27 protein-coding genes are annotated in these 26706 nt (G+C 69.4%); 10 read left to right on the forward strand and 17 right to left on the reverse strand.

Annotated elements, in window-relative coordinates; all coding sequences use genetic code 11:
• Positions 1 to 2: 2 nt before the first annotated feature.
• The 8 genes from manD to ACYBYQ_RS16915 form a co-directional block, all read right to left on the reverse strand.
• Positions 3 to 1214: a D-mannonate dehydratase ManD gene (gene manD, locus ACYBYQ_RS16880; protein WP_459615602.1), complete on the reverse strand. Its 1212-nt coding sequence runs from the start codon at positions 1212 to 1214 to the stop codon at positions 3 to 5.
• Between the two features lie 46 nt (positions 1215 to 1260).
• Positions 1261 to 2799, reverse strand: coding sequence for a D-arabinonate dehydratase (locus tag ACYBYQ_RS16885; RefSeq protein WP_459615603.1), 1539 nt, complete (start codon positions 2797 to 2799; stop codon positions 1261 to 1263).
• Between the two features lie 28 nt (positions 2800 to 2827).
• Positions 2828 to 3694, reverse strand: coding sequence for a fumarylacetoacetate hydrolase family protein (locus ACYBYQ_RS16890; RefSeq protein ID WP_459615604.1), 867 nt, complete (start codon positions 3692 to 3694; stop codon positions 2828 to 2830).
• A 49-nt stretch (positions 3695 to 3743) separates the two neighbouring features.
• On the reverse strand, positions 3744 to 5147 hold the full coding sequence (locus ACYBYQ_RS16895; RefSeq protein WP_459615605.1) for a TRAP transporter large permease: 1404 nt from the start codon (positions 5145 to 5147) through the stop codon (positions 3744 to 3746).
• A 9-nt stretch (positions 5148 to 5156) separates the two neighbouring features.
• Positions 5157 to 5777 (reverse strand): TRAP transporter small permease, encoded by a 621-nt coding sequence (locus ACYBYQ_RS16900; RefSeq protein WP_459615606.1) that lies wholly within the window; start codon positions 5775 to 5777, stop codon positions 5157 to 5159.
• A 34-nt stretch (positions 5778 to 5811) separates the two neighbouring features.
• Positions 5812 to 6786, reverse strand: coding sequence for a sialic acid TRAP transporter substrate-binding protein SiaP (locus ACYBYQ_RS16905; RefSeq protein ID WP_459615607.1), 975 nt, complete (start codon positions 6784 to 6786; stop codon positions 5812 to 5814).
• Positions 6787 to 6856: 70 nt separating this feature from the next.
• Positions 6857 to 7885 carry an L-idonate 5-dehydrogenase gene (locus ACYBYQ_RS16910; RefSeq protein WP_459615608.1) on the reverse strand — a complete coding sequence of 343 codons (1029 nt, stop codon included), beginning with the start codon at positions 7883 to 7885 and terminating at the stop codon, positions 6857 to 6859.
• On the reverse strand, positions 7882 to 8598 hold the full coding sequence (locus ACYBYQ_RS16915) for a FadR/GntR family transcriptional regulator (protein WP_459615609.1): 717 nt from the start codon (positions 8596 to 8598) through the stop codon (positions 7882 to 7884). The genes ACYBYQ_RS16910 and ACYBYQ_RS16915 overlap by 4 nt, the downstream gene beginning before the upstream one ends.
• A gap of 190 nt (positions 8599 to 8788) precedes the next feature.
• Here ACYBYQ_RS16915 and ACYBYQ_RS16920 point away from each other — a divergent pair, with 190 nt between their 5' ends.
• Genes ACYBYQ_RS16920 through ACYBYQ_RS16935 form a run of 4 tightly spaced genes read left to right on the forward strand, consistent with a single transcriptional unit; the run spans position 8789 to position 12403 of the window.
• A complete protein-coding gene (locus tag ACYBYQ_RS16920) occupies positions 8789 to 9184 on the forward strand; it encodes a diacylglycerol kinase (RefSeq protein ID WP_459615610.1) in 396 nt (131 codons plus the stop codon).
• A gap of 40 nt (positions 9185 to 9224) precedes the next feature.
• Entirely contained in the window at positions 9225 to 10544 is a 1320-nt protein-coding gene (locus ACYBYQ_RS16925) for an NAD(P)/FAD-dependent oxidoreductase (RefSeq protein WP_459615611.1), read from the forward strand.
• A 5-nt stretch (positions 10545 to 10549) separates the two neighbouring features.
• Positions 10550 to 11368 carry an orotidine-5'-phosphate decarboxylase gene (pyrF, locus tag ACYBYQ_RS16930; protein ID WP_459615612.1) on the forward strand — a complete coding sequence of 273 codons (819 nt, stop codon included), beginning with the start codon at positions 10550 to 10552 and terminating at the stop codon, positions 11366 to 11368.
• 24 nt (positions 11369 to 11392) lie between these two features.
• Entirely contained in the window at positions 11393 to 12403 is a 1011-nt protein-coding gene (locus tag ACYBYQ_RS16935; protein ID WP_459615613.1) for a zinc-dependent alcohol dehydrogenase family protein, read from the forward strand.
• A 55-nt stretch (positions 12404 to 12458) separates the two neighbouring features.
• On the opposite strand, the gene ACYBYQ_RS16940 is transcribed toward ACYBYQ_RS16935, so the two are convergent.
• The 6 genes from ACYBYQ_RS16940 to ribBA are packed head-to-tail and all read right to left on the reverse strand — an operon-like array spanning position 12459 to position 16771.
• Positions 12459 to 13022 (reverse strand): CinA family protein, encoded by a 564-nt coding sequence (locus tag ACYBYQ_RS16940; protein ID WP_459615614.1) that lies wholly within the window; start codon positions 13020 to 13022, stop codon positions 12459 to 12461.
• Positions 13019 to 13525 carry a phosphatidylglycerophosphatase A family protein gene (locus ACYBYQ_RS16945; protein WP_459615615.1) on the reverse strand — a complete coding sequence of 169 codons (507 nt, stop codon included), beginning with the start codon at positions 13523 to 13525 and terminating at the stop codon, positions 13019 to 13021. The genes ACYBYQ_RS16940 and ACYBYQ_RS16945 overlap by 4 nt, the downstream gene beginning before the upstream one ends.
• 26 nt (positions 13526 to 13551) lie before the next feature.
• Positions 13552 to 14547 carry a thiamine-phosphate kinase gene (thiL, locus tag ACYBYQ_RS16950; RefSeq protein ID WP_459615616.1) on the reverse strand — a complete coding sequence of 332 codons (996 nt, stop codon included), beginning with the start codon at positions 14545 to 14547 and terminating at the stop codon, positions 13552 to 13554.
• Between the two features lie 40 nt (positions 14548 to 14587).
• Positions 14588 to 15052, reverse strand: a complete 465-nt coding sequence (nusB, locus tag ACYBYQ_RS16955; RefSeq protein ID WP_459618811.1) for a transcription antitermination factor NusB — start codon at positions 15050 to 15052, stop codon at positions 14588 to 14590.
• A gap of 7 nt (positions 15053 to 15059) precedes the next feature.
• Positions 15060 to 15578 carry a 6,7-dimethyl-8-ribityllumazine synthase gene (gene ribH, locus ACYBYQ_RS16960; protein ID WP_459615617.1) on the reverse strand — a complete coding sequence of 173 codons (519 nt, stop codon included), beginning with the start codon at positions 15576 to 15578 and terminating at the stop codon, positions 15060 to 15062.
• Positions 15575 to 16771, reverse strand: coding sequence for a bifunctional 3,4-dihydroxy-2-butanone-4-phosphate synthase/GTP cyclohydrolase II (ribBA, locus tag ACYBYQ_RS16965; protein WP_459615618.1), 1197 nt, complete (start codon positions 16769 to 16771; stop codon positions 15575 to 15577). The genes ribH and ribBA overlap by 4 nt, the downstream gene beginning before the upstream one ends.
• Before the next feature lie 137 nt (positions 16772 to 16908).
• Between ribBA and ACYBYQ_RS16970 the strand changes: the two genes are divergently transcribed.
• On the forward strand, positions 16909 to 17736 hold the full coding sequence (locus ACYBYQ_RS16970; RefSeq protein WP_459615619.1) for an IclR family transcriptional regulator: 828 nt from the start codon (positions 16909 to 16911) through the stop codon (positions 17734 to 17736).
• 98 nt (positions 17737 to 17834) lie between these two features.
• A complete protein-coding gene (locus tag ACYBYQ_RS16975; RefSeq protein ID WP_459615620.1) occupies positions 17835 to 19472 on the forward strand; it encodes a CYTH and CHAD domain-containing protein in 1638 nt (545 codons plus the stop codon).
• Between the two features lie 61 nt (positions 19473 to 19533).
• Here the strand turns inward: ACYBYQ_RS16975 and ftsY are convergent, their stop codons facing one another.
• A complete protein-coding gene (gene ftsY / locus ACYBYQ_RS16980) occupies positions 19534 to 20769 on the reverse strand; it encodes a signal recognition particle-docking protein FtsY (protein WP_459615621.1) in 1236 nt (411 codons plus the stop codon).
• A 101-nt stretch (positions 20770 to 20870) separates the two neighbouring features.
• Between ftsY and rsmD the strand changes: the two genes are divergently transcribed.
• The 4 genes from rsmD (at position 20871) to ACYBYQ_RS17000 (ending at position 23565) form a co-directional block, all read left to right on the forward strand.
• Entirely contained in the window at positions 20871 to 21491 is a 621-nt protein-coding gene (gene rsmD / locus ACYBYQ_RS16985) for a 16S rRNA (guanine(966)-N(2))-methyltransferase RsmD (RefSeq protein ID WP_459615622.1), read from the forward strand.
• Between the two features lie 18 nt (positions 21492 to 21509).
• On the forward strand, positions 21510 to 22016 hold the full coding sequence (gene coaD / locus ACYBYQ_RS16990) for a pantetheine-phosphate adenylyltransferase (protein WP_459615623.1): 507 nt from the start codon (positions 21510 to 21512) through the stop codon (positions 22014 to 22016).
• Positions 22017 to 22105: 89 nt separating this feature from the next.
• Complete coding sequence (locus tag ACYBYQ_RS16995) at positions 22106 to 22357, forward strand: YfhL family 4Fe-4S dicluster ferredoxin (protein WP_459615624.1); 252 nt, start codon at positions 22106 to 22108, stop codon at positions 22355 to 22357.
• Entirely contained in the window at positions 22354 to 23565 is a 1212-nt protein-coding gene (locus ACYBYQ_RS17000) for a benzoate/H(+) symporter BenE family transporter (RefSeq protein ID WP_459615625.1), read from the forward strand. The genes ACYBYQ_RS16995 and ACYBYQ_RS17000 overlap by 4 nt, the downstream gene beginning before the upstream one ends.
• Positions 23566 to 23611: 46 nt before the next feature.
• Here ACYBYQ_RS17000 and ACYBYQ_RS17005 read toward each other — a convergent pair whose 3' ends face one another.
• Positions 23612 to 23995 (reverse strand): MOSC N-terminal beta barrel domain-containing protein, encoded by a 384-nt coding sequence (locus tag ACYBYQ_RS17005; RefSeq protein ID WP_459615626.1) that lies wholly within the window; start codon positions 23993 to 23995, stop codon positions 23612 to 23614.
• Complete coding sequence (locus ACYBYQ_RS17010; RefSeq protein WP_459615627.1) at positions 23992 to 26496, reverse strand: AsmA family protein; 2505 nt, start codon at positions 26494 to 26496, stop codon at positions 23992 to 23994. The genes ACYBYQ_RS17005 and ACYBYQ_RS17010 overlap by 4 nt, the downstream gene beginning before the upstream one ends.
• Positions 26497 to 26706: the final 210 nt, after the last annotated feature.

Below are 26706 nucleotides of genomic sequence, written 5' to 3' on the forward strand. Positions count from 1 at the left end.
TCCTACCAGTTGCACAGCGTACCGTCGTGGGCCAGCCGGTTCACCGGCAGGTAGGCGCGCCGGTACGGATAGCGCGCCGCCAGGGCCTCGTCGATCTCCACGCCATGGCCGGGCGCCTCGCCCGGCACCATCATGCCGTCCTCGAAGGAATAGGCGTGCGGGAACACGGCATCGGTCTCCTCGGTATGCCGCATGTATTCCTGGATGCCGAAGTTCGGCACCCAGATGTCGAAGTGCAGCGCCGCCCCCATGCATACGGGCGACAGGTCGGTGGCGCCATGGCTGCCGGTGCGCACCTGGTAGATCGAGGCCAGGTCGGCGATGCGCCGCAGGTGCGTGATGCCGCCCGCATGGACCACCGTGGCGCGGATGTAGTCGATGAGCTGGTTCTGGATGAGGTCCTTGCAGTCCCAGATGGTGTTGAAGATCTCGCCCACCGCCAGCGGCGTCACGGTGTGCTGGCGGATCAGCCGGAAGGCCTCCTGGTTCTCGGCCGGCGTGGCGTCCTCCATCCAGAACAGCCGGTAGGGCTCCAGGCTCTTGCCCAGCCGGCCGGCCTCGATGGGCGTGAGCCGGTGGTGCACGTCGTGCAGCAGGTGGACATCCCAGCCCACGGCGTCACGCACGCGTTCGAAGAGGCGCGGCGCGTGATCCAGGTATTTCTCGGTGGACCAGTCGTGCTCGGACGGCAGGTCGGCATCGGCGGGCTCGTAGAACATGCGCCCGCGCCCGACGCCATACACCGCATTGAGGCCCGGCACGCCGCTCTGCGCGCGGATGGCGCGATAGCCCATCTCGCGGTAGCGCAGCACCTCGTCCACGGTTTCTTCGATGTCGCGGCCATTGGCATGGCCGTAGACCATCACGCCGGTGCGGCTCCTGCCGCCCAGCAGCTGGTACAGGGGCAGCCCGGCCGCCTTGGCCTTGATGTCCCAGAGCGCGGTGTCGACCGCCGCGATGGCCGACATGGTGACCGGCCCGCGCCGCCAGTAGGCGCCCCGGTACAGGAACTGCCAGATGTCCTCGATCTGGTGCGGGTCGCGCCCGATCAGGCACGGCACGACGTGGTCGGCGAGATAGCTGACCACGGCCAGCTCCCGGCCGTTGAGCGTGGCGTCGCCGATGCCGGTGAGCCCTTCGTCCGTCTCGATCTTGAGCGTGACGAAATTGCGGCCGGGGCAGCAGACGATGACGCGGGCATTGGTGATCTTCATGGGCGTTCCTGCGGGAAGCGGAATTCCGGGTGGAAAGGGGAAAGGACTACATCACGGCCCCGAGCTGCCAGGGCACGAACTCGTTCTGGCCATAGCCATGCGCCTCGCTGCGGGTCTGCCGGCCCGAGGCGGTGGCCAGCATCAGCTCGAAGATGCGCCGGCCCATGCCGGCCACGTCCTCGAGGCCGTCGACCACCTCGCCGCAGTTGATGTCGATGTCGTCGGACTGGCGCTGCCACAACGCGGTGTTGGTCGACAGCTTCAGGGAAGGCGCGGGCGCGCAGCCGTAGGCCGAACCGCGGCCCGTGGTGAAGCAGATCAGGTTGGCGCCGCCTGCGACCTGGCCCGTGGCCGAGACCGGGTCGTAGCCCGGCGTGTCCATGAAGACCAGGCCCCGGCTGCGCACCGGTTCGGCGTATTCATAGACGTCGGCCAGGTTGGTGGTGCCGCTCTTGGCGATGGCGCCCAGCGACTTCTCGAGGATGGTGGTGAGCCCGCCCGCCTTGTTGCCGGCCGAGGGGTTGTTGTCCATCTCGGCATCGTTGCGGGCGCAGTAGTCTTCCCACCAGTGCAGGCGCGCCAGCAGCTTCTGCGCCACCTCGGGCGAGGCGGCGCGCCGCGTCAGCAGGTGCTCGCCGCCGTAGATCTCGGGCGTCTCGGACAGGATGGCGGTGCCGCCGTGGCGCACCAGGAGGTCCACGGCCGCGCCCAGCGCGGGGTTGGCGCTGATGCCGGAATAGCCGTCGGAGCCGCCGCACTGCAGGCCCACCAGCAGATGGCTGGCGGGCACGGGCTGGCGTGCCACGCGGTTGGCGTCCTCGAGCATGGCTTCCACCAGCTCGATGCCGCGGGCCACCGTCCGGCGGGTGCCGCCGGTGTCCTGGATGTTGAACGTATGGAAGCGGCCGCTTTCGCTCAGGCCCTCCTGGGCCATGAGGCCGCCTATCTGGTTGGTCTCGCAGCCCAGGCCCACCACCATGACGGCGGCGAAGTTGGCGTGGCGCGCATAGCCGCCCAGCGTGCGGCGCAGCACGCGCAGCGGCTCCCCGTCGCTGCCGGTGGCGCAGCCGGCTCCGTGGGTCAGCGCCACCACCCCGTCCACGTTGGGGTACGCCGCCAGCGCCTCGGGCCGCACATCGCGGCGGAAGTGATCGGCGATGGCCCGCGCCACCGTGGCCGAACAGTTCACCGACGTGAGTATGCCGACGTAGTTGCGGGTGGCCACGCGGCCGTCGGGTCGCACGATGCCCTGGAACTGCGCCGGCGCCTCCACGTATTCGGTGGGATGCGCGTCGAGGCCGATGGCGTAGTCGCGCTGGAAGTCCGTATAGGCCAGGTTGTGGGTGTGCACGTGCTGGCCCGCTGCGATCGGCTGCGTCGCGACGCCGATGATCTGGTTGTAGCGCCGCACCGGTTCGCCGGCGGCCACGGGGCGCACCGCAACCTTATGCCCCGGCGGCACCAGGCCGTTGATGGTCACGCCTTCGGAAGCGATATGCGTGCCGCCCACCAGTTGCCGCCGTGCAATCACCACGTTGTCGGCTGGATGGATGCGTATGACGGGAATGTCGGAGGTATGGGACATGCCTGCTCCCGGAAGGCGTGACGGTGGCTCAGTTGTCGATCAGGTCGGGGTTCCAGGCGTGCACGCGCTGCTGCTGCTGTCCCAGCCCGTCTATCCCCAGGCGCATCACATCGCCCGGCTTCAGGTATTGCGGCTCGGGCTTGGCGCCCATGCCGACACCCGGCGGCGTGCCGGTGCTGATGAGGTCGCCCGGATACAGGGTCATGAAACGGCTGAGGTAGCTGACGAGCTGCGCCACGCCGAACACCATGGTGCGGGTGCTGCCATCCTGGCGGCGCCGGCCATTGACGTCCAGCCACAGGTGCAGCGCCTGCGGCTCGGGCACTTCGTCGGCGGTCACCAGCCACGGGCCCACGGGGCCGAAGGTGTCGCAGCACTTGCCCTTGTCCCAGGTGCCGCCGCGCTCGAGCTGGTATTCCCGCTCGGATATGTCGTTGACCACGCAATAGCCGGCCACGCAGTCCAGCGCCTGGTCCTGCGGAACGTAGCGGGCGCGCTTGCCCATGACCACGCCCAGCTCCACCTCCCAGTCGGTCTTGACCGAATCCTGCGGCAGCACCACCGGGTCGTTGCAACCGACCACCGCCGAGACGGGCTTCATGAAAAGCACGGGCTCCTTGGGCACCGGCTGGCCCGACTCGGCTGCATGGTCGGCGTAATTGAGGCCGATGCAGATGAACTTGCCCATGCCGCGCCAGGGCGGTGCCACGCGCACGCCGGGCTCCACTTGCGGCAGCGTGGCCGGATCCACGGCGCGCAGCGCTGCCAGCCCCTGCGGCGAGAGGGTCTCGGCCGTGATGTCGGGCAGCACGCCGGAGAGATCGCGGATGTGCCCGGCGGCGTCCACCAGTGCGGGCCTTTCGCTGCCCTTGGCGCCATAGCGCATGAGTTTCATGTCGATGATCTCCTGGATAGGGTTCGTTGCGTGGAAAGCATGCGCGCGGTCAGGACATGCCCGCCAGCCGCGGCAGCCACATGGTGATGCCGGGGATATAGGTGATGCAAGCCAGCGCGAGGAACAGGGGCACCAGCCAGGGCAGGATGACGACGAACGTGCGTTCCACCGGCAGGCGCGCGATGCGGGCCAGCACGAAGGTGACCATGCCCAGCGGCGGCGTCAGCAGCCCTATCATCAGGTTCAGGGTGAGGATCAGCCCGAAATGGATGGGGTCTATGCCCAGCTTGAGCACGATGGGCAGCAGTATGGGAACCAGGATGGTGATGGCCGCGATGGTATCGATGAAGCAGCCCACCAGCAGGATCAGCACGTTGGACATCAGCAGGAACACCCACTTGTTCTGCGTGATGCCCAGCATGGCGTCGGCCAGGGTCTGGGCCGCCTGGGTGGTGGTGAGCAGCCACGCGAAGATCGAGGCGGCCGTCACGATGAACAGCACCGAGGCCGTGGTCTCGAGCGTATCGAAAGTGGCCCGGGCCAGCGTACGCAACGTCATGGTGCGGTAGCGCACCAGCCCCAGGAACAGCGCCCACAACACCGCGGCCACGGCGGCCTCGGTGGGCGTGAACCAGCCCATGGTCATGCCGCCGATCAGGATCACCGGCGCCATCAGCGCCATCACGGCGGAGAAATCGAAATACCAGTCGAGCGCCAGCAACAGCGCGAACACCACCAGCACGGCCGTGTTGGACGAGACGCCGGCGCGCACCAGCAGCCATATCGACAGCGGCACGGCCAGCACCACCAGCACCTCCAGCGATGCCCGGGCCAGCCGCTGCATCGAGAACGGAACGTCCCCGCCCCAGTTATTGCGGCGGGCGAAGTAGGCCACCGTGCCCATCATGAGCAGCGTCATGAAGACCCCGGGCACCAGGCCCGCCAGGAACAGGCTGCCGATGGAAACGTTGGCCATCATGCCGTAGATCACGAAAGGCAGCGAGGGCGGGATGATGGGACCCAGCGTGGCCGAGGCGGCCGTCACGCCCACGGCGAACTCGGTGTTGTAGCCGTGATCCTTCATGGCCTTGATCTCGATCGTGCCCAGGCCGGCGGCATCCGCGATGGCCGTGCCCGACATGCCCGAGAACACCACCGAACCGATGATGTTCACCTGGCCCAGCCCGCCGCGCATCCAGCCCACCAGCGATACCGCGAAGTTGTAGATGCGCGAAGTGACGCCGGCGATGTTCATCAGGTTGCCGGCCAGGATGAAGAACGGCACGGCCAGCAGCGGGAACGACTCGATGCCGGCGATCATGCGCTGCGCCAGGACCACGTCGGGCACCGTGCCGGAGACCAGGATGTACAGCAGCGAAGCGCCCGCCATCGCGATGGCCACAGGCAGGCCGACGATCATGAGCAGCAGGAAACTACCGATCAATATCCACATGCCGGCTCCTCAGCTTTGCGAAACGTCGTAGGCTTCCGGGCGCTCCAGGACGGAGTAGCCGCGCCGCCAGTTCTGCCACGTCACCTGGCACGATCTCAGGAACATCAGGGCGAAGCCCGCGAAGGCCAGCCAGTACACGTGGGCCTTGTTCCAGAAGACCGTGGTCATGGGCTCGAACCCCACCAGCGAGATGAAGCGGTACACCAGCCAGCAGCCATAGGCGAGGAAGGCCGTGCGCGCCAGGTCCACGAAAGTGGCCATGACGCGCGCCGCGCGCGCCGGCAGCATGCGATACAGCACGTCCACCTGGATGTGGCGGCTGGTGCGCACGCAGGCGGAGGCCCCGATGAACACCACGCCGATGAGGCCGTACACGGCCAGTTCCTCGGTCCAGGCGTAGGCGTCGTTGAGGATGTAGCGCGAGAAGAACTGCAGGAAGACCAGTCCCGCCATGCACCAGAAGAGGACCAGGGTGAACCAGTCCTCTGGGGCATGGCCGCGCAGGTCGGTCTCGGCCTCGGGATGGCTCTCGAAGCTCCTGACGACGGACTCCACGGAGGCCGGCTGGCCCGCAGCGGGCCGCTGCAAGGCGCCGGACGGAGCGGATTGCGTGGAAGCATGGGGTGGCATGGCGGTCTCCTGGTGTTGCAAGCCTTGCTGGGCGTCACTTCACTGCCTGGATGCGTTCCCAGTCGGACTGCTCGTAGCCGTACTGCTTGAACGGCACCTTCTCGAGCACGATCTTGCGGTAGGCCGCCGTGTCCACCTCGGTGACGTTCAGGCCCTTCTTGCGGAACTCGTCCACCAGCTGCTTCTCGCGCGCCGAGACCTGCTCGGTTGCCTTGACCGCGGCTTCCTGGGCCACCTCGGCGAAGATCTTCTTGTCCTCGTCCGACAGGCTCTTCCAGAGCTTGCCGGAGATCACGGTATTCAGGTGGTCGACGATGTGGCCCGTGAGGATGATGTTCTTCTGCACCTCGTAGAACTTCTTGGCCTCGATCGTGGGCAGCGGGTTCTCCTGCGCGTCCACGGTGCCGTTCTGCAGCGCCAGATACACCTCCGCGAACGCGATGGGCGCGGTGTTGGCGCCGCAGGCGCGCGGCATGGCGAGGTAAGCGGGCACGTCCGGCACCCGCATCTTCAGGCCCTTCATTTCCTCGCACTTGGTGAACGGCCGGTTGGACGTGGAGTGGCGCGTGCCGTAATACGTGGTGGAAACGATGTGATGGCCGCTGGCCTTCTCGTATCCGGCAGTGAGCTCCTTGTAGATGTCGCTCTTGGTGTAGGCCAGCAGGTGCTCGGGGCTGCGGAACGTGTAGGGATAGTAGGTCACGCCGATGCGCGGGAAGCTCTTGGCCGCAAAGCTCGATCCGGAGATGATCATGTCGACCGTGCCCAGGGTGAGTCCCTGGTTGATGTCGTTCTCCTTGCCGAGCTGCGAGGCGGGATACACGTCGATGTGGTAGCGCCCGTTGGTGCGCTTCCCGATTTCCTGCGCCGCCCACACCGAGGTGGTGTGGAAAGGTTCGGAAGTCTCGTAGACGTGGGCCCATTTCAGCTTGGTCTGGGCCAGCACGCTGCCCGACAGGGCCAGTGTGACGGCGGCCAGCAGTGCCTGGACGGCTTTGCCTTGCTTCATGCTTGTCTCCTCGGGTGATGAGGCCGGCGGCGTGCTTGTTATGGTTGCCGGTCCGGCCCGGTTTCGGTTTTCACGTTTCACATACGAGCTGCACCTTGGTACTGCGGTTGCGGTCGGCTGCCAGTTCGAACGCCTCGGCAGCGCGTTCGAACGGCAACTGGGCGCTCATGAGCGGACGGACGTCCACCTTGCGGCTGGCCAGGTAGGACACCGCCCAATCGAATTCGACGCCCGCCCGGAAGGCGCCGGCGTAGTCCAGTTCGCGCGCCATGATCTGGTTGGCCGGGAACGGCAGCTCGGCGGGCAGCGTGCCCACCTGCACGATGCGGCCGCCCCGCCGGACGGCGGCCAGGCAGGTGGCCAGCGCCGCCGGGCTGCCTGCGGCCTCGATGGCCACGTCGGCGACCTCGGCCAGCGCATCGGGCGCCATCGTGTCGGTGCGCAGCGCTTCGTCGGCTCCCACGGCGCGGGCAACGTCCAGCGGGCGCTGGGCCACGTCGCAGACCAGCACGCGCGCGGCGCCGGCCAGCCTGGCGGCGATCACGCACATGCAGCCTATGGTGCCCGCCCCGGTCACGAGCACGCTGCGGCCGAGCAACGGCCCCGCGCGCCGCACGGCGTGCAGGCCGATGGACAGCGGCTCGGCACAGGCGATCTCGCCCAGCGAGATGTCGGCCTCGACCGGGGTGAGCTGGCGTTCGCCCAGCACGAAACGCTGGCGGAACATGCCCTGCGCATGCGGATACACGCTGGCGCTGCCGAGGAAATACATGTTGCGGCACAGGTTGTCGCGGCCGGCGCGGCAGTAGTCGCAGCGCCCGCAGGGGTGCGAGGGATTGATGGCCACGCGCATGCCGGGCCGCACCCGCGTCACGCCCTCGCCCACGCTCAGCACCACGCCGGATGCCTCGTGGCCCGGGATGAGCGGCTCGCGCATGACGAAGGCGCCGGCGCGGCCATGCTGGAAATAGTGCAGGTCCGATCCGCAGATGCCGGCTGCGCCGAGCTGCAGTTCCACCTCGTGCGGGCCAGGCAGCGGCACCGGCTCGGGTTCCAGGCGCAGGTCGCGCGCGGCGTACAGGCGGCAGGCCAGGCTCATGGTCTCCCCCCCTTGACGCTCTCGCCCGCCGCCGTCCAGTTGGCGGTGAAGCGGTCGTGCGAGCGCGAGAGGTGTTCGTGCATGGCGTGGCGTGCGCCCGGCTCATCGCCGCGCGCGATGGCTTCGATGACCCGCTTGTGCTCGGCGATGGCGCTGGCCCAGTTGGCCGGGTTCTCGAAGTAGTCGCTGAGCTTGAGCGACAGGGGATTGTGGCGCTCGTCGAAGAGTTCATCGACCACGCGCAGCAATACCGAATTGCCGCCGATCTCGGCGATGCGCAGGTGGAACAGGCGGTCGCCGTGGATGGGCATGTCGCCCTGCCCCGTGTCGGCCTCCATGATGTCCACCGCCTCGCGCAGGCCGCGCACCTGCCCGGGCGTGGCGCGGCGGGCGGCTTCGCCGGCCAGCTCGGTTTCGATGAGGCGGCGCGCCAGGATGGTTTCGAGCGGGCTTTCGGCAACCAGGCGGTCGACGGAGGAGACGGGCTCGCGGACGTACACGCCCGAGCCCATGCGGACCTCGACCAGCCCCTCGACCTCCAGGGCGATCAGGGCTTCGCGCACCGAAGGCCGCGACACCCCCAGCTGGACGGCGAGATCTCGCTCGGGCGGCAGGCGCGACCCCACGGCGAACTCGCCGCGCTCGATCGAGGCGCGCAGCTGATCGGCGATCTGGCGGTACAGGCGGCGGGGCTCGATGGTGTGGAGGGGCATGACGGCACTGGCGCGGGAAAGCGGAACTGGCGTGGGAAAGGTAAAGTGGCCTTACCAATTTGGATCATCTTGCGCTGGGCCCCCCGTACGCGACAATAGGGGTTTGCACGAAGCCGAGCGGCGCTTGCGCCTGTCATGTGCGCATCTGGTACAAACTGCGTTGCCCCCTACCCGACCGTAGCCGCCCGCCATGTCCGACCCCAACCACGCCTCCCCTTTCAAGAGCACTGGCGGCCTGCGCCGCATCTTCAACGCCCTGCGTTATTCGCTGCAGGGCCTGCAGGCTGCGATAAGGTACGAGGCGGCGTTCCGGCAGGAGCTGGCCCTGGCCATCCTGCTGGTTCCGGCGGCTTTCTTCCTGGGCCGCAGCACCGACGAAGTCTTCATGCTGATCGCGTCGGTGATCCTCGTGCTGGTGGTGGAACTGCTCAACTCGGCCATCGAGGCCCTGGCCGACGCACTTTCGGTGGAACGGCACCCGCTGCTGGGCCGCGCCAAGGACCTCGGCAGCGCAGCGGTGATGCTGATGCTGCTGTTCACCGTGGCGGTATGGGTTGCGGTGGCCATCAGCCGCTACGCCATGTAGCAGCGGTCGCAGCATCTGCGGGGCCTCGTATACTCCCGCCATGAACCACACATACATGCACCGCACCCCGCAACGTGTGCTCATCGTGGGCGGCGGGGCAGGCGGCCTGGAACTGGCCGCCCGACTCGGCCGCGTCCACGGCCGCGAGCGCATCACCCTGGTCGACAGCCGGCCTTTCCATATCTGGAAGCCCTCCCTGCACGAAGCCGCCGCCGGCACCCTGGACATCCACCAGGAAGGCCTTTCGTATCTCATGCTGGCGCACCTGTGCGGCTTCTCCTTCGCCCAGGGCGAGCTGCGCGCCGTAGACCGCGAACGGCGCCGGATCACCCTCGGCGCGGTGAGCGACGCCGCCGGGCACCAGGTGCTGCCCGAACGCGAACTGGACTACGACATCCTGGTGATGGCCGTGGGCAGCATCTCGAACTTCTTCAATACGCCCGGCGCCGAAACGCATGCCGTCACCCTGGACACCACCGAGGGCGCCGAGCAGTTCCGCCTGACCATGCTGAAGGCCATGGCGCTGGTGGACCAGGCCAAGGTGCGCGACCCTTCCGCGCGCCTGGACCTGGTGATCGTGGGCGGGGGAGCCACGGGCGTGGAGCTGGCCGTGGAACTGGTGGAGGCGGGCCAGGTTGTCAGCGCCTACGGGCTGCCCAACTTCCGACCCGAGCGGGACCTCGCCATCACGCTGGTCGAGGGCGCGCCCCGCATCCTCTCGGCGCTGCCCGAGAAGATCTCGAAGGCCGCCCACGATCGCCTCACCGAGCTGGGCATACGCGTCGAGACCGGCTGCCGCGTGGCCGAGGTGCGGGCCGATCGCGTGCTCACGGCCGACGGCCGCGATTTTCCCGCCAGCCTGTGCGTGTGGGCTGCCGGCATCAAGGCGCCCGCAGTGATGGCCACCTTGGGCCTGCCGCTCAACCGCATCGGCCAGCTCGAGCTGAACGAGCGACTGGAAAGCCCGGATCCGCACATTCTTGCCCTGGGCGATTGTTCGGCCGTGCCCTGGACCGAAGGCCGCACCGTCCCTGCGCGCGCCCAGGCCGCCCACCAGCAGGCCGATTACCTGGCCGCCAGGATCACGGCCAGGTTGCGCGGCAAGCCCGACCCTGCCGGGCCTTACGTCTATCGCGACCACGGCTCGCTGGTGTCGCTGGGCCAGGACGCCGGCGTGGGCAGCCTGATGGGCAAGCTGGCCGGACGGGGCCTGTTCGTAAGCGGTACACTGGCGCGCCTGATGTACATGAGCCTGCATCTCATGCACCACCGCGCGGTGCTGGGAATCTCCCGCACCGCCACCCTGGCCCTCGCACGGCTGCTCATGCGCCGCACCCGGCCACGGGTAAAACTGCACTGATTCCCATGACCTTCCAACAGAAACTCGCCAATGCCTGGGCCGCCAGCGGCTCGCTGCTGCAGGTCGGCCTCGACCCGGACCCGCAGCGCTTCCCCCGCGAGCTGCACGGCAAGCCCGACGCCATCTTCGAGTTCTGCCGCGACATCGTCGACGCCACGGCGGAGTTCGCCTGCAGCTTCAAGCCGCAGATCGCCTATTTCGCCGCACACCGCGCCGAAGACCAGCTCGAGGCGCTGTGCCGCCACATCCGCGAGCGGCACCCCGCGCTGCCCATCGTGCTCGACGCCAAGCGCGGCGACATCGGCTCCACGGCCGAGAACTATGCGCGCGAAGCATTCGAGCGCTACCAGGCCGACGCGCTCACCGTCAGCCCCTACATGGGGCTGGATTCCATCGAGCCCTACCTCTCGTGGCGCGATCGCGGCGTGATCGTGCTGTGCCGCACGTCCAACCCCGGCGGCTCCGACCTGCAGTTCCTAAAGATGGCCGACGGCCAGCCGCTGTACCTGCACGTGGCCGGCCTGGTGGCAGACAAATGGAACGCAGCGGGCCAGTGCGGCCTGGTGGTGGGCGCCACCTATCCCAATGAATTGGCCGCGGTGCGCCAGCGCATCGGCGATGGCGTGCCGCTGCTCGTGCCCGGCATCGGCGCACAGGGCGGCGACATCACCGCCACCGTGCAGGCCGGGGCCGACAGCCAGGGCGCGGGCATGATGATCAACTCCTCCCGCGCCATCCTGTACGCCAGCGGTGGCGACGACTGGCGCGCGGCGGCCGCCGCGGCCGCCCGCGGCCTGCGCGACGCCATCAACGACGTACGCTGACCCATCCTGCAAGGAGACGAACCCATGAAAGCCGTCGTCGTACACGCCCCGGGCGGGCTCGACAACCTGGAACTGCGCGAACTTCCCGATCCCGGCCAGCCTGGTCCGGGCCAGATCCGCGTGGCCCTGCACGCCAGCTCGCTCAACTATCACGACCTCCTGGTGGCCAAGGGCAGCAGCACACCCGATGGCCGCGTATTGATGGCCGACGCCGCGGGCGTGGTCGAGGCCGTGGGCGCCGGCGTTTCCGAATTCAAGCCGGGCGACCACGTGGTCTCCTGCTTCTTTCCGCAATGGCAGGACGGCCCGCCGTGGCAGGCCGTGGGCGACTTCGCCGCCACGCCGGGCGATGGCGTCGACGGCTATGCCGCCGAATATGCCGTATGCGCCGCCACCGCTTTCACGCGCGCACCGCGCGGCTGGAGCCATGCGGAATCCGCCACCATCACCACCGCCGGGCTCACCGCCTGGCGCGCGCTGGTGGCCGACGGCGGCCTGAAGGCCGGCGACACGGTGCTCACCCTGGGCACGGGGGGAGTATCGATCGCCGCGCTGCAGATCGCCAAGGCCATGGGCGCCCGCGTGATCGTCACGTCTTCATCCGACGCGAAGCTGGAACGCGCGCGGTCCCTGGGCGCCGACCATGTCGTCAACTATCGGCAGCATCCCGACTGGGGCAAGACCGTGCTCGAGCTCACCGGCGGACGCGGCGTCGACCACGTCATCGAGCTGGGCGGGCCGGACACGCTCGCACAGTCCATCACCGCGGTGCGGGTGGGCGGACACATCTCGCTGATCGGGGTGCTGACGGGATTCGAGGGCTCGATCCCCACCGCCATGCTGATGGCCCGGCAGGCGCGCCTGCAGGGCCTCATCGTGGGCAGCCGGCGCCAGCAGCAGGAGTACGTTGCCGCGCTCGAGCAGACCGGTATCCGGCCGGTGCTGGACCGCACCTTCGCGCTGGCCGAGCTGGCCGACGCCTTCCGCTACCAGGAAAGCGGCGGCCATTTCGGCAAGATCTGCGTGGCCTGGTGATGCTAGGCCGGCAGCACCGGCAGGCGCCGCCCGGCCGGAGACATGCCGCCTGGCGCTAGTGCCGGTTGACCGAAGCGCCCAGCAGGTCCAGCAGGCTGCGCAACGCGTATTCCACCGACGCCTGGCGCACCTGGGTGCGGTCGCCGCCGAAGCGCTGGGTGGCAGCGCGCGACGTGATGCCGTCCGCCCCGCGCCAGGCGAAGCCGAAGCACACCATGCCCACGGGTTTGCCCGGCGTGCCGCCCCCGGGGCCGGCCACGCCGGTGGTGGATACGGCCATGTGCGCGGACGGGCTCGCCAGCAGCACGCCGCTGGCCATCTCGAGGGCCACGGGCTCGCTCACGGCGCCGTAGTGGTCGAGCGTGTCGGCAGACACCGACAGGTCGGCCATCTTGGCGGCATTGCTGTAGGTGACGTAGCCGCGCTCGAACCATTGGCTGGAGCCCGCGATGGCCGTCATGGCGCCGGCCAGCAGCCCGCCGGTGCAGGACTCGGCCGTGCCTATCGCCCAGCCCCGCGCCACCAGCGCCTCGCCGAGGCGCTCGGCCAGGCCCTGCAACGCGGCTTCCGCCAGGGGCGCGGCCGCAAGGCCGGCACCATGTGTGTCGTGTGCGCTCATCCCATGACTCCCATGCGTACCGCAATGGCGACGACCAGCAGCGTACAGCCTGCCGCGACGATATCGTCCCACATTACACCGAATCCCCCCTTGAGATGCGCATCGAAGTAGCGGATGGGCGGGGGCTTCACCGTGTCGAAGAAGCGGAACAGCACGAAGGCCACGGCCTGCGCGGCCAGCGTCGGCGGCGTGAGCCACAGCACCAGCCAGAAGGCCACCATCTCGTCCCAGACCATGCCCACGTGGTCGTCCACCCCCAGCTCCCTGCCGACGCGCCGGCAAGCCCAGCAGCCGTAGGCGAAGGCGGCGAGCAGGAACACGCCCAGCGCAAGATCCGGCACCCGGGGCGCAGCCGCCGCCCACAAGGGCCAGGCCAGCAGCGTGCCCCAGGTGCCCGAGCCCGGGCGCAGCAGGCCGCTGCCGAAGCCGAAGACCAGCAGCCTGCCGGGGTCGGAACGTACCCAGCGCCAGGAGGGAAACGCGACGCGGTTGCGTTCGCGCATGCTGGGAGAAACAGGATCGGGAGAAGTCATCGGGAGCCAGGATTGCGCGGCCAGGCGGCCGGCGTGCTGAAATGATCGAAGCCTGCAGGCAGGTCGTCGATGGGCAGGCCTGCGGGATCCAGCACCAGCAGGCCGGGACGGGACACGATGCGCCCTATGCACGTGACGGGTATGCCCACCGACTGCGCCGCCTGCATGATGTGCGGACGTGCCGCCGGCGCCGCGGTGAAGCATAGTTCGTAGGCATCGCCGCCGCCCAGCAGGGCCTGGCGCACGGCGGCCTCGGGCAGGCCGGCCAGCGCCGCAGCCGCCGGCAGGTCGGCGTACCGGAGCTCGGCACCCACTCCGCTGGCATGCAGGATGTGGCGGAGGTCTTGCAGCAGGCCATCGGAAATGTCCAGGCCGGCGTGGGCCGCGCCCGCCAGCGCCTGGCCCAGCGCCACGCGGGGCTCGGGCCATTCGAGCGCACGGCGCGTCGCGGCCAGCCGCGCCGGATCGGCGGGCAGCTGGCCGTCGAGCAGCCGGTAGGCCAGGTCGGCCGCCCCCAGCTCGCCCGACACCCACACCTCGTCGCCCGCGCGCGCCGCATCGCGGCGCAGCGCGCGCTGCGGCGCCACTGCGCCGAACACCGTCACCGAGATCGTCAGCCCCGCCATGCTGCGCGTGGTATCGCCGCCCACCAGCGGGCAGCCCCAGCGCGCTGCCAGGGCGTGGAACCCTCGCGCGAAGGCATCCAGCCACGCATCGTCGCGTCGAGGCAGCGCCAGGCCGAGCAGGCAGCCTATCGGGCGTGCGCCCATGGCGGCGAGGTCCGACAGGTTCACCGCAAGCGCCTTGTGGCCCAGCGCTTCGGGATCGACGTCGGGATAGAAGTGCCGGCCCTCGACCAGCAGGTCGGTGCTGGTGGCCACGTGTTCGCCGGGGGGCACCGGGAACAGCGCGCAGTCATCGCCCACGCCCAGCATGCCCGGGCCGGCAGGCCGGGAGAAATGGCGGGCGATGAGATCGAATTCCGATGCCATGGCTGGGATTGCGCGGCGAGGCCGGCGGCCCCGCCCGGTTTCAGCGGCGCGCGGCTGCCTGGACTTCGGCGGCGCGCACGTCGGCGGCGAGCTTGTCGAGCACGCCGTTGACGAACTTGAAACCGTCGGTGCCGCCGAACGACTTGGCCAGCTCCACGGCCTCGTTGATGGCGACCTTGTACGGCACCTCGACGTGGTGCACCAGCTCGAAGCTGCCGATCAACAGGATGCCGTGCTCCACCGGCGACAGCTCGGCCAGCGGCCGGTCGACATAGGGTGCGAAGCGCTCACGCAGGGCCGGCGCCTCGCGCAGCACGCCATGCAGCAGCGTCTTGAACCATTGCGCGTCGGCCTCGGGAAAATCCTCGGCGTCGCGCAGGTGCGCGTCGATGTCGCCTGCGTCCTGCGTCCCCTCGCCGCCGCGCAGCAGCCAGGCGTACACGCCCTGCAGCGCGAACTCGCGGGCGCGCCGGCGCGCGCTGCGCGCATTGGCGCGCGCCTGCACGCCGCCATCAGCGGCCGTCGTCGTCTTCTTCGTCGTCAAAATCTTCGTCCTCGTCGTCTTCTTCTTCCGGCTCCAGCGCCGCCACCAGGTTGGCCATTTCCACGGCGACCAGCGCGCAGTCGCGGCCCTTGCCGGCCGCGCGCGCCTGCGCCTGCTCGTCGGTGTCCACCGTGAGCACGCCGTTGGCCACCGGGATGCCGGTTTCCAGCGAGATGCGCGAGATCGCGGTGGCCATCTCGTTGCTGACCACCTCGAAATGATAGGTTTCGCCGCGGATCACCGCGCCCAGCGCGATGAGTGCGTCGAACTCGAAAGTCTCGGCCATGTGCGACAGCGCCACGCCGAGTTCCAGCGCCCCCGGCACGGTGACCACCATGATGTCGCGCTCGTCGACGCCGAGGCGGCCCAGTTCCTCGAGGCAGGCCTCGAGTTCGGCCTGGCCGATCTCTTCGTTGAAGCGGGCCCGCACGATGCCGATGTGCAGCCCTTCGCCGTTCAGGTCGGGGGTAAGGATGTAGGGGTTCATGTGCTGGCCTTGTCGTGGGTGGCGGGGGAATCCGGGGGAGCGCAATCGTAACCCGTAATCGTGAGCGAGAAGCCGGCCATGCTGGGCATTTTGCGCGGGCGCGCCAGCAGGCGCATCTGCCCCACGTTGAGATCGCGCAGGATCTGCGCGCCTATGCCGTAAGTGCGCAGGCCATGGCGATCGCCATCGGGCGCCGCCTGGCCGGGCTGGCCGGCCCAGCCCGCGACCTGGCTGAACAGGTGCTCGGCCGACGACTGGCAGTTCATCAGCACCAGCACGCCGGCCGGCGAGGCCGCGATGGCCCGCAGGGCCTGGCCCACCGACCAGCTGTGCGGGCTGGCGCCGGTATCGAGCACATCCAGGATGGACGCCGGCTCATGCACCCGCACCAGCGTCTCGGCGGCCGGGTCGATGCTTCCGTGCACCAGCGCCAGGTGAGGCGAGCCGGTGACGTCGTCGCGATAGGCCACGGCGCGGAAGCTGCCCCACGGCGTGGCCATGGCGCGCTCGCCCACGCGCTTGACGATGGACTCGTGCTCGCTGCGGTACTGGATCAGGTCGGCGATGGTGCCGATCTTGAGGCCGTGCTCGCGCGCGAACACGACCAGGTCGGGCAGGCGCGCCATGCTGCCGTCGGGCTTGAGGATCTCGCAGATCACGGCGGCGGGGGTGAGGCCCGCCAGCGCAGTGAGGTCGCACCCCGCCTCGGTGTGGCCCGCGCGCACCAGCACGCCGCCCGGCACGGCCCGCACGGGAAAGATATGCCCCGGCTGGACCAGGTCGGACGGCTTGGCGTCGCGCGCCACCGCCACCTGGATGGTGCGGGCGCGATCGGCCGCCGAAATGCCCGTCTCCACGCCCTCGGCAGCCTCGATCGACTGCGTGAAGTTGGTGCCGTAGCGCGTGCCGTTGCGGCTTGCCATGAGAGGCAGGTCGAGCTGGCGGCAGCGCTCTTCGGTGAGCGTCAGGCAGACCAGGCCGCGCCCGTGGGTGACCATGAAGTTGATGGCCTCGGGCGTGACGAATTCGGCAGCCATGACGAGATCGCCCTCGTTCTCGCGGTCTTCTTCGTCGACGAGGATCACGATGCGACCGGCACGCAGCTCGGCGATGATTTCCGGCACCGATGCGATGTCGTAGGCTTCGGATTGCGCCTGGGCACCGGCGGCAAGAGGGGATATCTGGGCAGACATGGCTGGCGCGTAGGTCTTGCGAGGGAAAGACCGGATTTTACCGCCCTTGGCGCCGCGCCGCCGCCGCCACGGTAAACTTCGCCCAGGGAACCGCCCCCGATAAAAACCACAGGGTCCCGACAGAGGAGAGCCACGGCATGCCCGCCCCGCGCAAGACCCCTGCCACCGCGTCCGCCCCGGCCAACGACGGCCGCCGCAGCATCCAGTCGGTGGAGGTCGGATTCCCGCTGCTGGCGGCGCTGGTCGACGCGGCGCGGCCCCTCACGCTGCGCGACCTGGCCGCCGCCGCCGGCATGACTTCCGCCAAGGCCCACCCCTACCTGGTGAGCTTCACGCGCGTGGGCCTGGTGCAGCAGGATCCCACTACCGGCCATTACGAACTCGGCTCCTTCGCGCTGCAGATGGGGCTGGTCAGCCTGCAGCGCCTCGATCCGGTGCGCATCGCCCTGCCCGAGATCGCCAAGCTGCAGGCCTGCATCGGCCACACGGTGGGCGTGGCCGTGCTGGGCTCGCACGGCCCCACGGTGATCCACATCGCCGAAGCCAGCTACCCGGTGCACGTCAACATGCGCAAGGGCACGGTGATGTCCATGCTGCACACTGCCACCGGCCGTGTATTCGCCGCCTGGCTGCCGCCGCAGGTGGCCGAGCACTACATTGCCCGCGAAAGGAACGACAGCGCCGTCATCGCCAGCCCGGCGGCCCGGCCGCAGGAGCCGCCGGCGCATCGCGACGCCATGCTGGCAGACGTGCGCGTGCACGGCATGGCGCGTGCGCTCGGCAATCCGCTGCCCGGCGTCGACGCGCTTTCCGTCCCGGTGTTCGACCATACGGGCGCCATCGTGCTGGCCCTGACGGCGCTGGGGCCATCGGGCCTGTTCGACGTGGCCTGGGATGGCGCCATTGCCCAGCCGCTGCAGGCTTGCGCCCAGGCAATCTCGCGCAAGCTGGGCTATCGCGGGTGAGGGCATGCTGCCAGATGACGGATCCATGACAAGTCATCACGGCAGCGCGCCTGATTGGCTAAGATCGAAGCTTTGCCCAGAAGCCTGGAGAGGCCGCCATGCCAGAACAAGAACTGAAACTGCACGTCCCCGCCGCCTCCGCTGAAGGGGTATTGCGCGAACTGCGCAAGCGCGCCGTCAGCCGCCTGCACCTGCACGCCCTGTACTTCGACACGCCGGAGCGCGAGCTGGCCCGCGCCCGCATCGCGCTGCGCCTGCGCCGCGAAGGCGACCACTGGGTGCAGACGCTGAAAATGCCGGGCGCCGATGCGATCACCCGCCTGGAGCTCAACCACCCCCGACCCGGCCCCGTGCTGGACCTCTCGGTGTATGCCGGCACGGAAGTCGAGGCGCCGCTCATGGCCATACAGGGCGAACTCGGCCTGCGCTATGAAACCGACATCGTGCGCCAGCTCTGTCAGCTGCGCACCCGCCAGGGCACGCTGGAGCTGGCCTACGACACCGGCGCGCTGCGTGCCGGCGGGCTGGCCCTGCCGGTTTCCGAAGTCGAATTCGAACTGCTGTCCGGCCGGCCTGCCGCCATCTTCACCGCCGCGCGCGCCTGGCAGCAGCGCCATGGGCTGGTGCTCGACGCCCGCAGCAAATCCGAGCGCGGCGACGCGCTGGCCACGCTGGCCGCCCGCCTGGCCGAACTGGGCCCCGATGCGCAACCCGAAGCGCAGCGCCGCGTGGCCGGCTTCTGGGCGCCGCGCCCGGCCCAGTCGGTGACGCTGCGCGAAGACATGGACGCAGGCCAGGCCATGGCGGCCATCGCTGCAGAATGCGTGGACCAGATCGTGCGCAATGCCGTGCCGCTCGCGGAAGTCGACACGGCGGGCGTATATCCGGCCGGCAACTCCGAGCACGTGCACCAGCTGCGCGTGGGCATGCGGCGCCTGCGTTCGGCCTGGCGCCTCTTCGATGGCTGGATCGAGCCGCCGCCCGCGGAACTCCTGCAAGGCCTGCGCGGCCACTTCGGCACCCTGGGCGCCAACCGCGACCAGGACGTGCTTGCCGAAACGGTGGCGCCCGCGCTCGAACGCGCCGGCATGCCGTCCATCCCGGTCCAGCCGTCGCGGCCCGACGAAGACGCGCGTTCGGTCGTGGCCGGCCGGGCTTTCCAGGGATGGCTGCTGGATCTCCTGGCCTGGAGCCTGAACGTGAAGGCCGCTCCGCTCGACCGCGCCGCCGCCTCCGATGCCGCCAAGACCGTAAGCGCCGCAAGCGTCGCCGGCGCACAGCCGGAGAACGAGGCCGTCGTGGCCACCATCATCCCCCTGCACGCCCCCGAACCGCAGCCGGCGCCTGTGCTGAGCAAGCTGTTGCGCCGCCGCCTGCATGGCTGGCACAAGCGCGTGGTGGCCGAAGGACAGCACTTCGCGACCCTGCCGGTGGAGGCCCGCCACGAGCTGCGCAAGCGCGCCAAGCGGCTGCGCTACGGACTGTCGTTCGCCGAATCGCTGCTGTCCGCAGAGCGCCTGCGCTCCTACCGCAAGACGCTGGCCCGCGTACAGGACCTGCTGGGCGAATTCAACGACCTCGCCGTGGCCCGCGGGCATTACGAGAACTGCCTGGCCGAGCATCCGCAGGCCTGGTTCGCACTGGGCTGGATCAACGCCCGCATGGACGCCCTGAGCCACCAGGCCGAGGAGGCGTTCGTGGAACTGGCCCGCGCCCGGGCCTTCTGGAAATCCTGAACCGCCGCAACGGCCGTCGTGGCCTCGCCGGTCTGGCGCCGGCGCCGGATGGCCGTGCGCGTCAGTCGGCCAGCAAGGCCGCAGCGAATTCGTCGGCCACGAAGGGCTGGAGATCCTCCATGCCCTCGCCCACCCCGATCCAGTAGACCGGAACCTGGCGCACGCCCTGGCTGCCTGCAGCCACGGCGGCCAGGGTACCGCCCTTGGCCGTGCCGTCGAGCTTGGTGACCACCAGGCCGGTGAGATTGATGGCCGCGTCGAAAGCGCGGATCTGCGCCAGCGCGTTCTGGCCGGTATTGCCGTCCACCACCAGCAGCACCTCGTGCGGCGCGGCCGGATCGGCCTTGCCGATCACGCGGCGGATCTTCTTCAGCTCTTCCATCAGGTGCAGCTGCGTGGGCAGACGTCCCGCCGTGTCGACCATGACGACGCCGGTCTCGCGGGCGCGGCCGGCGTTGACCGCATCGAAGGCCACCGCAGCCGGATCGCCGCCTTCCTGGGCGATGACCGCCACGTTGTTGCGGCTGCCCCACTCCACCAGCTGCTCGCGAGCCGCGGCGCGGAAGGTGTCGCCGGCGGCAAGCAGCACGCTTGCCCCCTGGCTCTGGAACGTATGGGCCAGCTTGCCGATGGACGTGGTCTTGCCGGCGCCGTTCACGCCGGCGATCATCACGACCAGCGGACGGGCGCGTTGCAAGTCGAACTTGCGCTCCAGCGGCCGCAGGTGATCGGCGAGCAGCTCGCGCAGCGCAGCCTTCACCTTGGCCGGGTCTTCCAGGCGCTCCTTGCGCACGCGCGTGCGCAGGGCCGTGATCAACTGCTCGGTGGCCTCGATGCCGGCATCGGCCATGATGAGCGCCGACTCGAGCTCCTCGAACAGGCCCTCGTCTACCTTCACCCCCACGAACAGCCCGCCCAGGCTCTGGCCCGTGCGCGACAGGCCCTGCTTCAGGCGGTTCAGCCAGGATGACTTGCGCGGCGGCTCGGCGGCCGGCGGCACCGCTTCCGGCTCCGGCTGGGGTGCGGGCTGGAGCGTGGCCTGAGGTGCGGGCTGCGGCGTGGCCGCAACTGCGGGCTCCTCGGCCACCGGCGGAACTTCCGCGGCAGGCGCTGCCGGTTCGTCGTCGGAAGACGTGGGCTCGGGTGGTCTCGCGGCCGGCGCCGGTGCAGCCACGGGCGGCGGCGCAGGCGGCGCTGCAGCAGGCTCCGCAGACGCAGGCTTGTCGGCCGGCGGCGCAGCCTCGGGCGGGGCCGATTCGGCCGGCGCAGGGGTTTTTTTCTTGAAGAAGCGGAACATGGCGAAAGTATATTCCCAACGTGCCGCCTGGCCGCCCGGGCCCGGGCGCGTGGAAGAACCGGGCGCGCAGAATACTATACGCGGCCAGGAGGTCATTCCCTTTGAAGCACAGCAATACGGGCGGCAAGCCCATCCGCATCGTGGCGGGACGCTACCGGCGCACCCCCATCAACGTTCCCGACGTGCCCGGCCTGCGGCCCACGCCCGACCGCGTGCGCGAAACCCTGTTCAACTGGCTCGCCCACCTGTGGGACGGCCGGTTCCAGGACAAGCAAGTGCTGGACCTGTATGCCGGCAGCGGCGCGCTGGGCTTCGAGGCCGCGTCGCGCGGCGTGGCGCACGTGCAGCTGGTGGAGCGCGACCGTGGCGCCGTGTCGGCGCTGCGCGCGCTGCGCGACAAGCTCGGCGCGGGAAACGTGCGCATCCATGCCGGCGATGCGCTCGAGGCCCTGGCCCGCATGGACGCCTCGCGCTACGACCTGGTGCTGCTCGACCCGCCCTTCGGCCAGGGCTGGCTGCCGCGCCTCTGGCCGCGACTGCCCGCGATCCTCGCCGATGGCGGCCTGGTGTATGTGGAAGCCGAGACCGCGTGCGATCCGCCGGACGGCTACACCCTGCTGCGCCAGGGCAAGGCGGGCGCCGTCCACTACCACCTGCTGCAATTTGCTGCATTGCGCAAAACAGTCAATAATCCGGGTTTGGAGGACGGTGCAAGCCACTAACAATAGTACGGAGCACGCATGATCACTGCAGTCTACCCCGGCACTTTCGACCCGCTCACCCGCGGCCACGAAGACCTGGTGCGCCGCGCGGCCACGCTCTTCGACAAGGTGGTCGTCGGCATCGCCCACAGCCGCAACAAAAAGCCGTTCTTCACGGTCGAGGAGCGCGTCGACATCGCCCGCGAGGTGTTGGGCCACTATCCCAACGTGGAAGTGCTGAGCTTCGGCGGCCTGCTCAAGGACTTCGTGCGCGAACAGAACGGCCGCGTCATCGTGCGTGGCCTGCGCGCCGTGTCCGACTTCGAATACGAATTCCAGATGGCCGGCATGAACCGCCACCTGCTGCCCGACGTCGAAACGCTGTTCATGACGCCCTCCGACCAGTACCAGTTCATCTCGGGCACCATCGTGCGCGAGATCGCGCAGCTGGGCGGCGACGTCAGCAAGTTCGTGTTTCCCTCGGTGGAGCGCTGGCTGCAGGAAAAGGCCCGCGAACACCGCGAGCAGTCCTGGCCCGGCGCCTGACGCCCCTTGGCCGCGCTGCCCGTGCGGCCGTACGGCACGCCGGGCGGCGCTAGAATGGCGCCATACATCCCGCTCCGTTTCCCCGCGCCATGGCCCTCACCATCACCGAAGAGTGCATCAACTGCGACGTCTGCGAACCGCAGTGCCCGAACCAGGCCATCGCCATGGGCGCCGACTACTACGTCATCGATCCCGACCGCTGCACGGAGTGCGTGGGCCATCACGACGAACCGCAGTGCAAGGTGGTCTGCCCGGTGGATTGCATCGAGCTGCATCCCCAATGGCATGAAGGCCAGGAACAGCTCATGGCCAAGTACCATCGCCTGACCGGCCGCACATGAAAGACGCCGCCGGCTTCCACCTGCCGCCGCAGCGCCCTTCCACCTCGCACGTCTCGCTGTCGGCCGTGGTGGCCGGGCTGGTGGCCGTGCTGGTCAGCTTCGGCGGCACCGCCGTGCTGATGGTGCAGGCCGGCCATGCCGCCGGCCTCGACACCGCGCGCATCGGGTCGTGGCTGGGCTCCATCTGCCTGGCCCTGGGCCTGGGCGGAGCCATCGTCAGCCTGCGCACCGGCATGCCGGTCGTGCTGGCATGGTCCACGCCGGGCGCTGCCCTGCTGGTCACGGCGCTGGCCGGCGTGCCGTTCGACCAGGCGGTGGGCGCCTTCCTGCTGGCGGCGCTGCTCACGCTGCTGTGCGGCGCCTTCGGCTGGATCGATCCCATCGTGCGGCGCATCCCCGCCGAGATTGCTGGCGCCATGCTGGCCGGCGTGCTGCTGAACTTCGGCATGGGCGTGTTCCGCAGCGTCGGCGGGCAGCCGCTCCTGGTGCTGGCCATGTGCGCGGCCTACCTGGCAGGCAGGCGCTGGGCGCCACGCTATGCGGTGCTGGCCGTCCTGGCCGTGGGCTTTGCCGGCGCCTGGACCGCCGGGCTGCTGCGCTACGACGGCATCGCGCTCGAGTTCACCCGTTTCGTCTGGACCACGCCCAGCTTCACCTGGCAGGCCGCCATCAGCGTGGGGGTGCCGCTGTTCGTGGTGGCGATGGCATCGCAGAACCTGCCGGGGCTGGCCATCCTGCAGGCTGCGGGGTATCGTCCGCCCGCCTCGCGCATCGTGGCGCTCACCGGCGTGCTGGGCATTGCTGCCGCGCCTTTCGGTGCGCACAGCATCACGCTGGGCGCCATCATCGCAGCCATATGCGCCGGCCCCGAAGCCCATCCGGACCCGAGCCGCCGCTACGTGGCAGCTGCCACCTACGGCATCACGTATGTCGTGCTGAGCCTGGTGGCCGGCACCGTGGCGGCCTTCTTCCAGGCCCTGCCCGCGCCGCTCATCGCCACGCTGGCCGGCCTGGCGCTGCTCGGCGCCATCATGGGCGGGCTGTCCACGGCGATGGCCTCTCCGCAGCGCCGCGAGGCGGCGCTCATCACGTTGCTCGCCACCGCCTCCGGAGCCAGCTTCTGGGGCATAGGCTCGGCATTCTGGGGGCTGGCCGCGGGCCTGCTGGCGCACGGCGTATTCTCGTACCGGCGCCGCGACGCCGCCTGACGGCAACCCCGCGGGCGGCCCGCGCGGGCCGTCGAAAGGCCGCCAGTCAGGGCCAGCTCACCTCGCCCATGTCGGGATGCACCTTCAGGATGCGGCACGGCACGCCGGCCACGTTGGAGATCCAGGCCGCAGCCAGCTCGCCCTCGTCGACCACGTCCACCGTCTGCTCGCCCACCAGGATCTGGTAGCGCACGCTGTCGTCGTCCTCGATCACGTCGAGCGGAATGTCGAGCCGCAGCATGCCGGGCGCCTTCAGCACCAGGTAGCCCAGCCGCAGCGACACGGAAACCTCGGCCAGCCGCGGGCACAGCGCGCGGTCCAGCCATTGTCCGGCATCGTTGGCGACCAGCCAGCGCCGATGGTAGGCCGCGGCCTCGGGTTGCGCGGTGACGCCGCACTCGGCCACCGGCTGGAAAACGGTAGAGCTCATTTGCCTAGCAATCCTTTCAGGGCATTTTCGAGATTGTGGCTGCCTCCGCCGTCGGAGGATCCACCCAGCACATTGCGCAGTCTGTCGGCCAGGCCGCGCTTGAGCGCCTCGCTGGCCACGTCGGTCCAGCGCACCGTGTACACCGGCTTGTCGAAGGGACCCGTGACATGCACCGGCACGGTGATGTCCTTGAGGGCCTCCAGCTCCTTGCCGTCCTGCCCGGTGGAGGTATTCACCACGCGCACCATGGCCACGAAGTCCAGTGCGCTGCGCGGGAAGTCTATTCTGGCAGGATCGCCCTCGGACACGCGCAGCAGCGGCGCAGCCAGGCTCAGGCGCTTCGCGGTGGCAACGCCCTTGTCGAACACCAGGTCGGCTTCCAGCGACGTGAAGTCCGTCTGGCGGGATTGGTCGGACTGCTGCGCCGCATCCTGGCCCTTGCCGGCCAGCCTGGCCTTGAATTCGCGCAAGGTCTGCGCCACGTTGATGCCCTTGATGGCCCCGTCGCGCAGCCGCAGCTGCATCGAGCCTGCCAGCGCATTGGTCATGGCATAGGTATTGGCGCCCGCGGTCTTGATGTCCAGCGCCACGCTGCCCGTGCCGCTCAGCGTGTCCTTGCCGGCCAGGTCCACGAGCAGCGGCTGGATGGCGATTCCCGCCAGCGTGAGCTTGGCTGCCGTGGCATTGCCGTCGGCGGCGTCCACCGACATCACGCCCGCCAGCTTGCCGCCATACAGGGCTGCCGCGATGCTGGCGATGTCGAGCCGGCCCTTGGCAAGCTTCATCTGCGCAGAGACCTCCGAGGCCTTCAAGCCCCGCACCACCAGCTGGCCGATCTTTACCGTGCCGTTGGCGCTGGGCCCCACGAGGGCGGACAGGTCTATCGTGCCGTCGTCGGCCGGCGTGGAACCTGCCGGCTGGGCCGGCTTGCCCGGCTGTGCCGCGCCGCCCTCCGGCCGGGACGGCGGGGCAGCCATGATCGGCGGCGCCAGCTTGTCCAGGTCCAGCGTGTCCACCGCCAGGGCGAACTTCACCGACGGCACCTCCGACAGCTGCGACACGTCGGCCGCGAGGTCGAACTTGCCGCCTTCGAGCACGGCATTGATGCGGGCAGTGGCCAGGTCCTTGCGCAGGTCGGCCGAAACGCTGCCGATCACGGGGATCTGCAGGCTGCCCTTGGGCAGGCCCGGATCGGTGATGTTCACGTCGCCCTTGAGCGCCGACAGGCCGCCGGTGCGCGCCAGCAGATCCAGCGACAGGGGCGAGGCGAACGCCGTCTTGACGACGCGGTCGCCCCGCTTGAAGGTGCCGTCCACCTTGGCTTCGTCGATGTCCAGCTCCAGCGCATTGCCGCCGATGCCCGTGAAACCGAAGCTGGCGTCGAGCTCCTGGGTGCGCAGGCGGCCCGTGAGCGCCTGGCCGGAGGCCGAGACCGGAGAGATGTTGAGCGCGGGCGCGTCCATGGCGAACTCCAGCGGCCCGCCTTGCCGCGTGCCCTTCAGGCGCACGGCGACGCGGTCCATCTGCAGCGCCCGCTTGTGCGGGTCGATGGCCAGCTTCGGCATGGCCACGCTGGCTTCCACGGCAGTCATGGGCAGCGCCGGATCGGTGATCTCGCCGGCAAACAGCATTTCCAGCGCGGAGATGTCGAGCGACGCGGTGCGGCCATCGTAGGCCACGTTGCCGCGCGCCGAGAGGTTCTTGGCCTGCGCGCCGGGCACGATGCCCTCGAGCCGCAGGTCGAGCTTCTGGGCGCCATAACGCTGCCCCACCGGGTCCAGCGTGAGCTGCGCGCGGCCGGTGAGATTGGCGTCCATGCGCGGATTGCCGCCCTCGACGTTCGCCGACAGCGACACATCGATGGCCTGGTTGAACGTGACGCGGCCGGTGTTGGCATTGAGCCGCGTCACCGCCACCGCCATGCCCGTGATGGCATCCTGCAGCTGCAGCTCGCCGTCTTTGAGGTCCAGGCCTGCGATGTCGATCTGCATGTCCGAAGGCGTGGCGGCGGTGCCCGTCACCAGCGCCTTGGCCGCGCCGCCTATGGCGCCTGCGGTGGCCTGGGCCGCATTGCCGGGCCTGGCGTCGACCTGCGGGGCCTGGCCGTGCGTCAGGTCGTCGAAGTTGAAGCGGCCGGTCTTGTCGCGCACCACGCGGGCCTTGAAGCCGTTGACCGACACGTGATCGACCACGAAGCTGTTGGACAGCAGCGGCCATACCGCCACGGCCAGGCGCATGCTGTCGACGGAAGCAAAGGTCTCAGGGCTCGCGGGCTCGGACAGGGACACGCCCTGCACCGACAGGCCTATGCGCGGGAACAACGAAAGCTCGATATCTCCGTCTATGGTGAGCGTGCGCTGGTAGCGCTCCTGCACCATCTCCGCGAGCTTGTATTTGTAGGCGTTGGGGTCGAACGTCAGCAGGAAGATGGCCAGGCCGACGACGGCCACCACCACCACAACCACCAGGCCTATCAAAATACGCTTGAACCACGTTTTCATTGCCGCCCCGTCGATACCTCGACTTGGAAATCTACTTCGCCAAGCCGGCCCGACACGGGGAGGACCGGCACGTGTCATGCGGCGCGAGGCGAACCGCGCAACCGCGGCCGCCTCCTGGCCTGGCCGCGACAACCCGCGCAGGGATAGAGTTCAGGGGACGGGAAAGTCGTCGACGGCCGCGAAATCCAGGCCGCAGCGCCGCATGATGCC

This window comes from Bordetella sp. 2513F2, assembly GCF_054642735.1.

Coding starts and splice junctions, on each gene's coding strand:
- manD (WP_459615602.1), bottom strand. CDS start 1,214: ATGAAGATCACCAATGCCCGCGTCATCGTCTGCTGCCCCGGCCGCAAT.
- ACYBYQ_RS16885 (WP_459615603.1), bottom strand. CDS start 2,799: ATGTCCCATACCTCCGACATTCCCGTCATACGCATCCATCCAGCCGAC.
- ACYBYQ_RS16890 (WP_459615604.1), bottom strand. CDS start 3,694: ATGAAACTCATGCGCTATGGCGCCAAGGGCAGCGAAAGGCCCGCACTG.
- ACYBYQ_RS16895 (WP_459615605.1), bottom strand. CDS start 5,147: ATGTGGATATTGATCGGTAGTTTCCTGCTGCTCATGATCGTCGGCCTG.
- ACYBYQ_RS16900 (WP_459615606.1), bottom strand. CDS start 5,777: ATGCCACCCCATGCTTCCACGCAATCCGCTCCGTCCGGCGCCTTGCAG.
- ACYBYQ_RS16905 (WP_459615607.1), bottom strand. CDS start 6,786: ATGAAGCAAGGCAAAGCCGTCCAGGCACTGCTGGCCGCCGTCACACTG.
- ACYBYQ_RS16910 (WP_459615608.1), bottom strand. CDS start 7,885: ATGAGCCTGGCCTGCCGCCTGTACGCCGCGCGCGACCTGCGCCTGGAA.
- ACYBYQ_RS16915 (WP_459615609.1), bottom strand. CDS start 8,598: ATGCCCCTCCACACCATCGAGCCCCGCCGCCTGTACCGCCAGATCGCC.
- ACYBYQ_RS16920 (WP_459615610.1), top strand. CDS start 8,789: ATGTCCGACCCCAACCACGCCTCCCCTTTCAAGAGCACTGGCGGCCTG.
- ACYBYQ_RS16925 (WP_459615611.1), top strand. CDS start 9,225: ATGAACCACACATACATGCACCGCACCCCGCAACGTGTGCTCATCGTG.
- pyrF (WP_459615612.1), top strand. CDS start 10,550: ATGACCTTCCAACAGAAACTCGCCAATGCCTGGGCCGCCAGCGGCTCG.
- ACYBYQ_RS16935 (WP_459615613.1), top strand. CDS start 11,393: ATGAAAGCCGTCGTCGTACACGCCCCGGGCGGGCTCGACAACCTGGAA.
- ACYBYQ_RS16940 (WP_459615614.1), bottom strand. CDS start 13,022: ATGAGCGCACACGACACACATGGTGCCGGCCTTGCGGCCGCGCCCCTG.
- ACYBYQ_RS16945 (WP_459615615.1), bottom strand. CDS start 13,525: ATGCGCGAACGCAACCGCGTCGCGTTTCCCTCCTGGCGCTGGGTACGT.
- thiL (WP_459615616.1), bottom strand. CDS start 14,547: ATGGCATCGGAATTCGATCTCATCGCCCGCCATTTCTCCCGGCCTGCC.
- ribH (WP_459615617.1), bottom strand. CDS start 15,578: ATGAACCCCTACATCCTTACCCCCGACCTGAACGGCGAAGGGCTGCAC.
- ribBA (WP_459615618.1), bottom strand. CDS start 16,771: ATGTCTGCCCAGATATCCCCTCTTGCCGCCGGTGCCCAGGCGCAATCC.
- ACYBYQ_RS16970 (WP_459615619.1), top strand. CDS start 16,909: ATGCCCGCCCCGCGCAAGACCCCTGCCACCGCGTCCGCCCCGGCCAAC.
- ACYBYQ_RS16975 (WP_459615620.1), top strand. CDS start 17,835: ATGCCAGAACAAGAACTGAAACTGCACGTCCCCGCCGCCTCCGCTGAA.
- ftsY (WP_459615621.1), bottom strand. CDS start 20,769: ATGTTCCGCTTCTTCAAGAAAAAAACCCCTGCGCCGGCCGAATCGGCC.
- coaD (WP_459615623.1), top strand. CDS start 21,510: ATGATCACTGCAGTCTACCCCGGCACTTTCGACCCGCTCACCCGCGGC.
- ACYBYQ_RS16995 (WP_459615624.1), top strand. CDS start 22,106: ATGGCCCTCACCATCACCGAAGAGTGCATCAACTGCGACGTCTGCGAA.
- ACYBYQ_RS17000 (WP_459615625.1), top strand. CDS start 22,354: ATGAAAGACGCCGCCGGCTTCCACCTGCCGCCGCAGCGCCCTTCCACC.
- ACYBYQ_RS17005 (WP_459615626.1), bottom strand. CDS start 23,995: ATGAGCTCTACCGTTTTCCAGCCGGTGGCCGAGTGCGGCGTCACCGCG.
- ACYBYQ_RS17010 (WP_459615627.1), bottom strand. CDS start 26,496: ATGAAAACGTGGTTCAAGCGTATTTTGATAGGCCTGGTGGTTGTGGTG.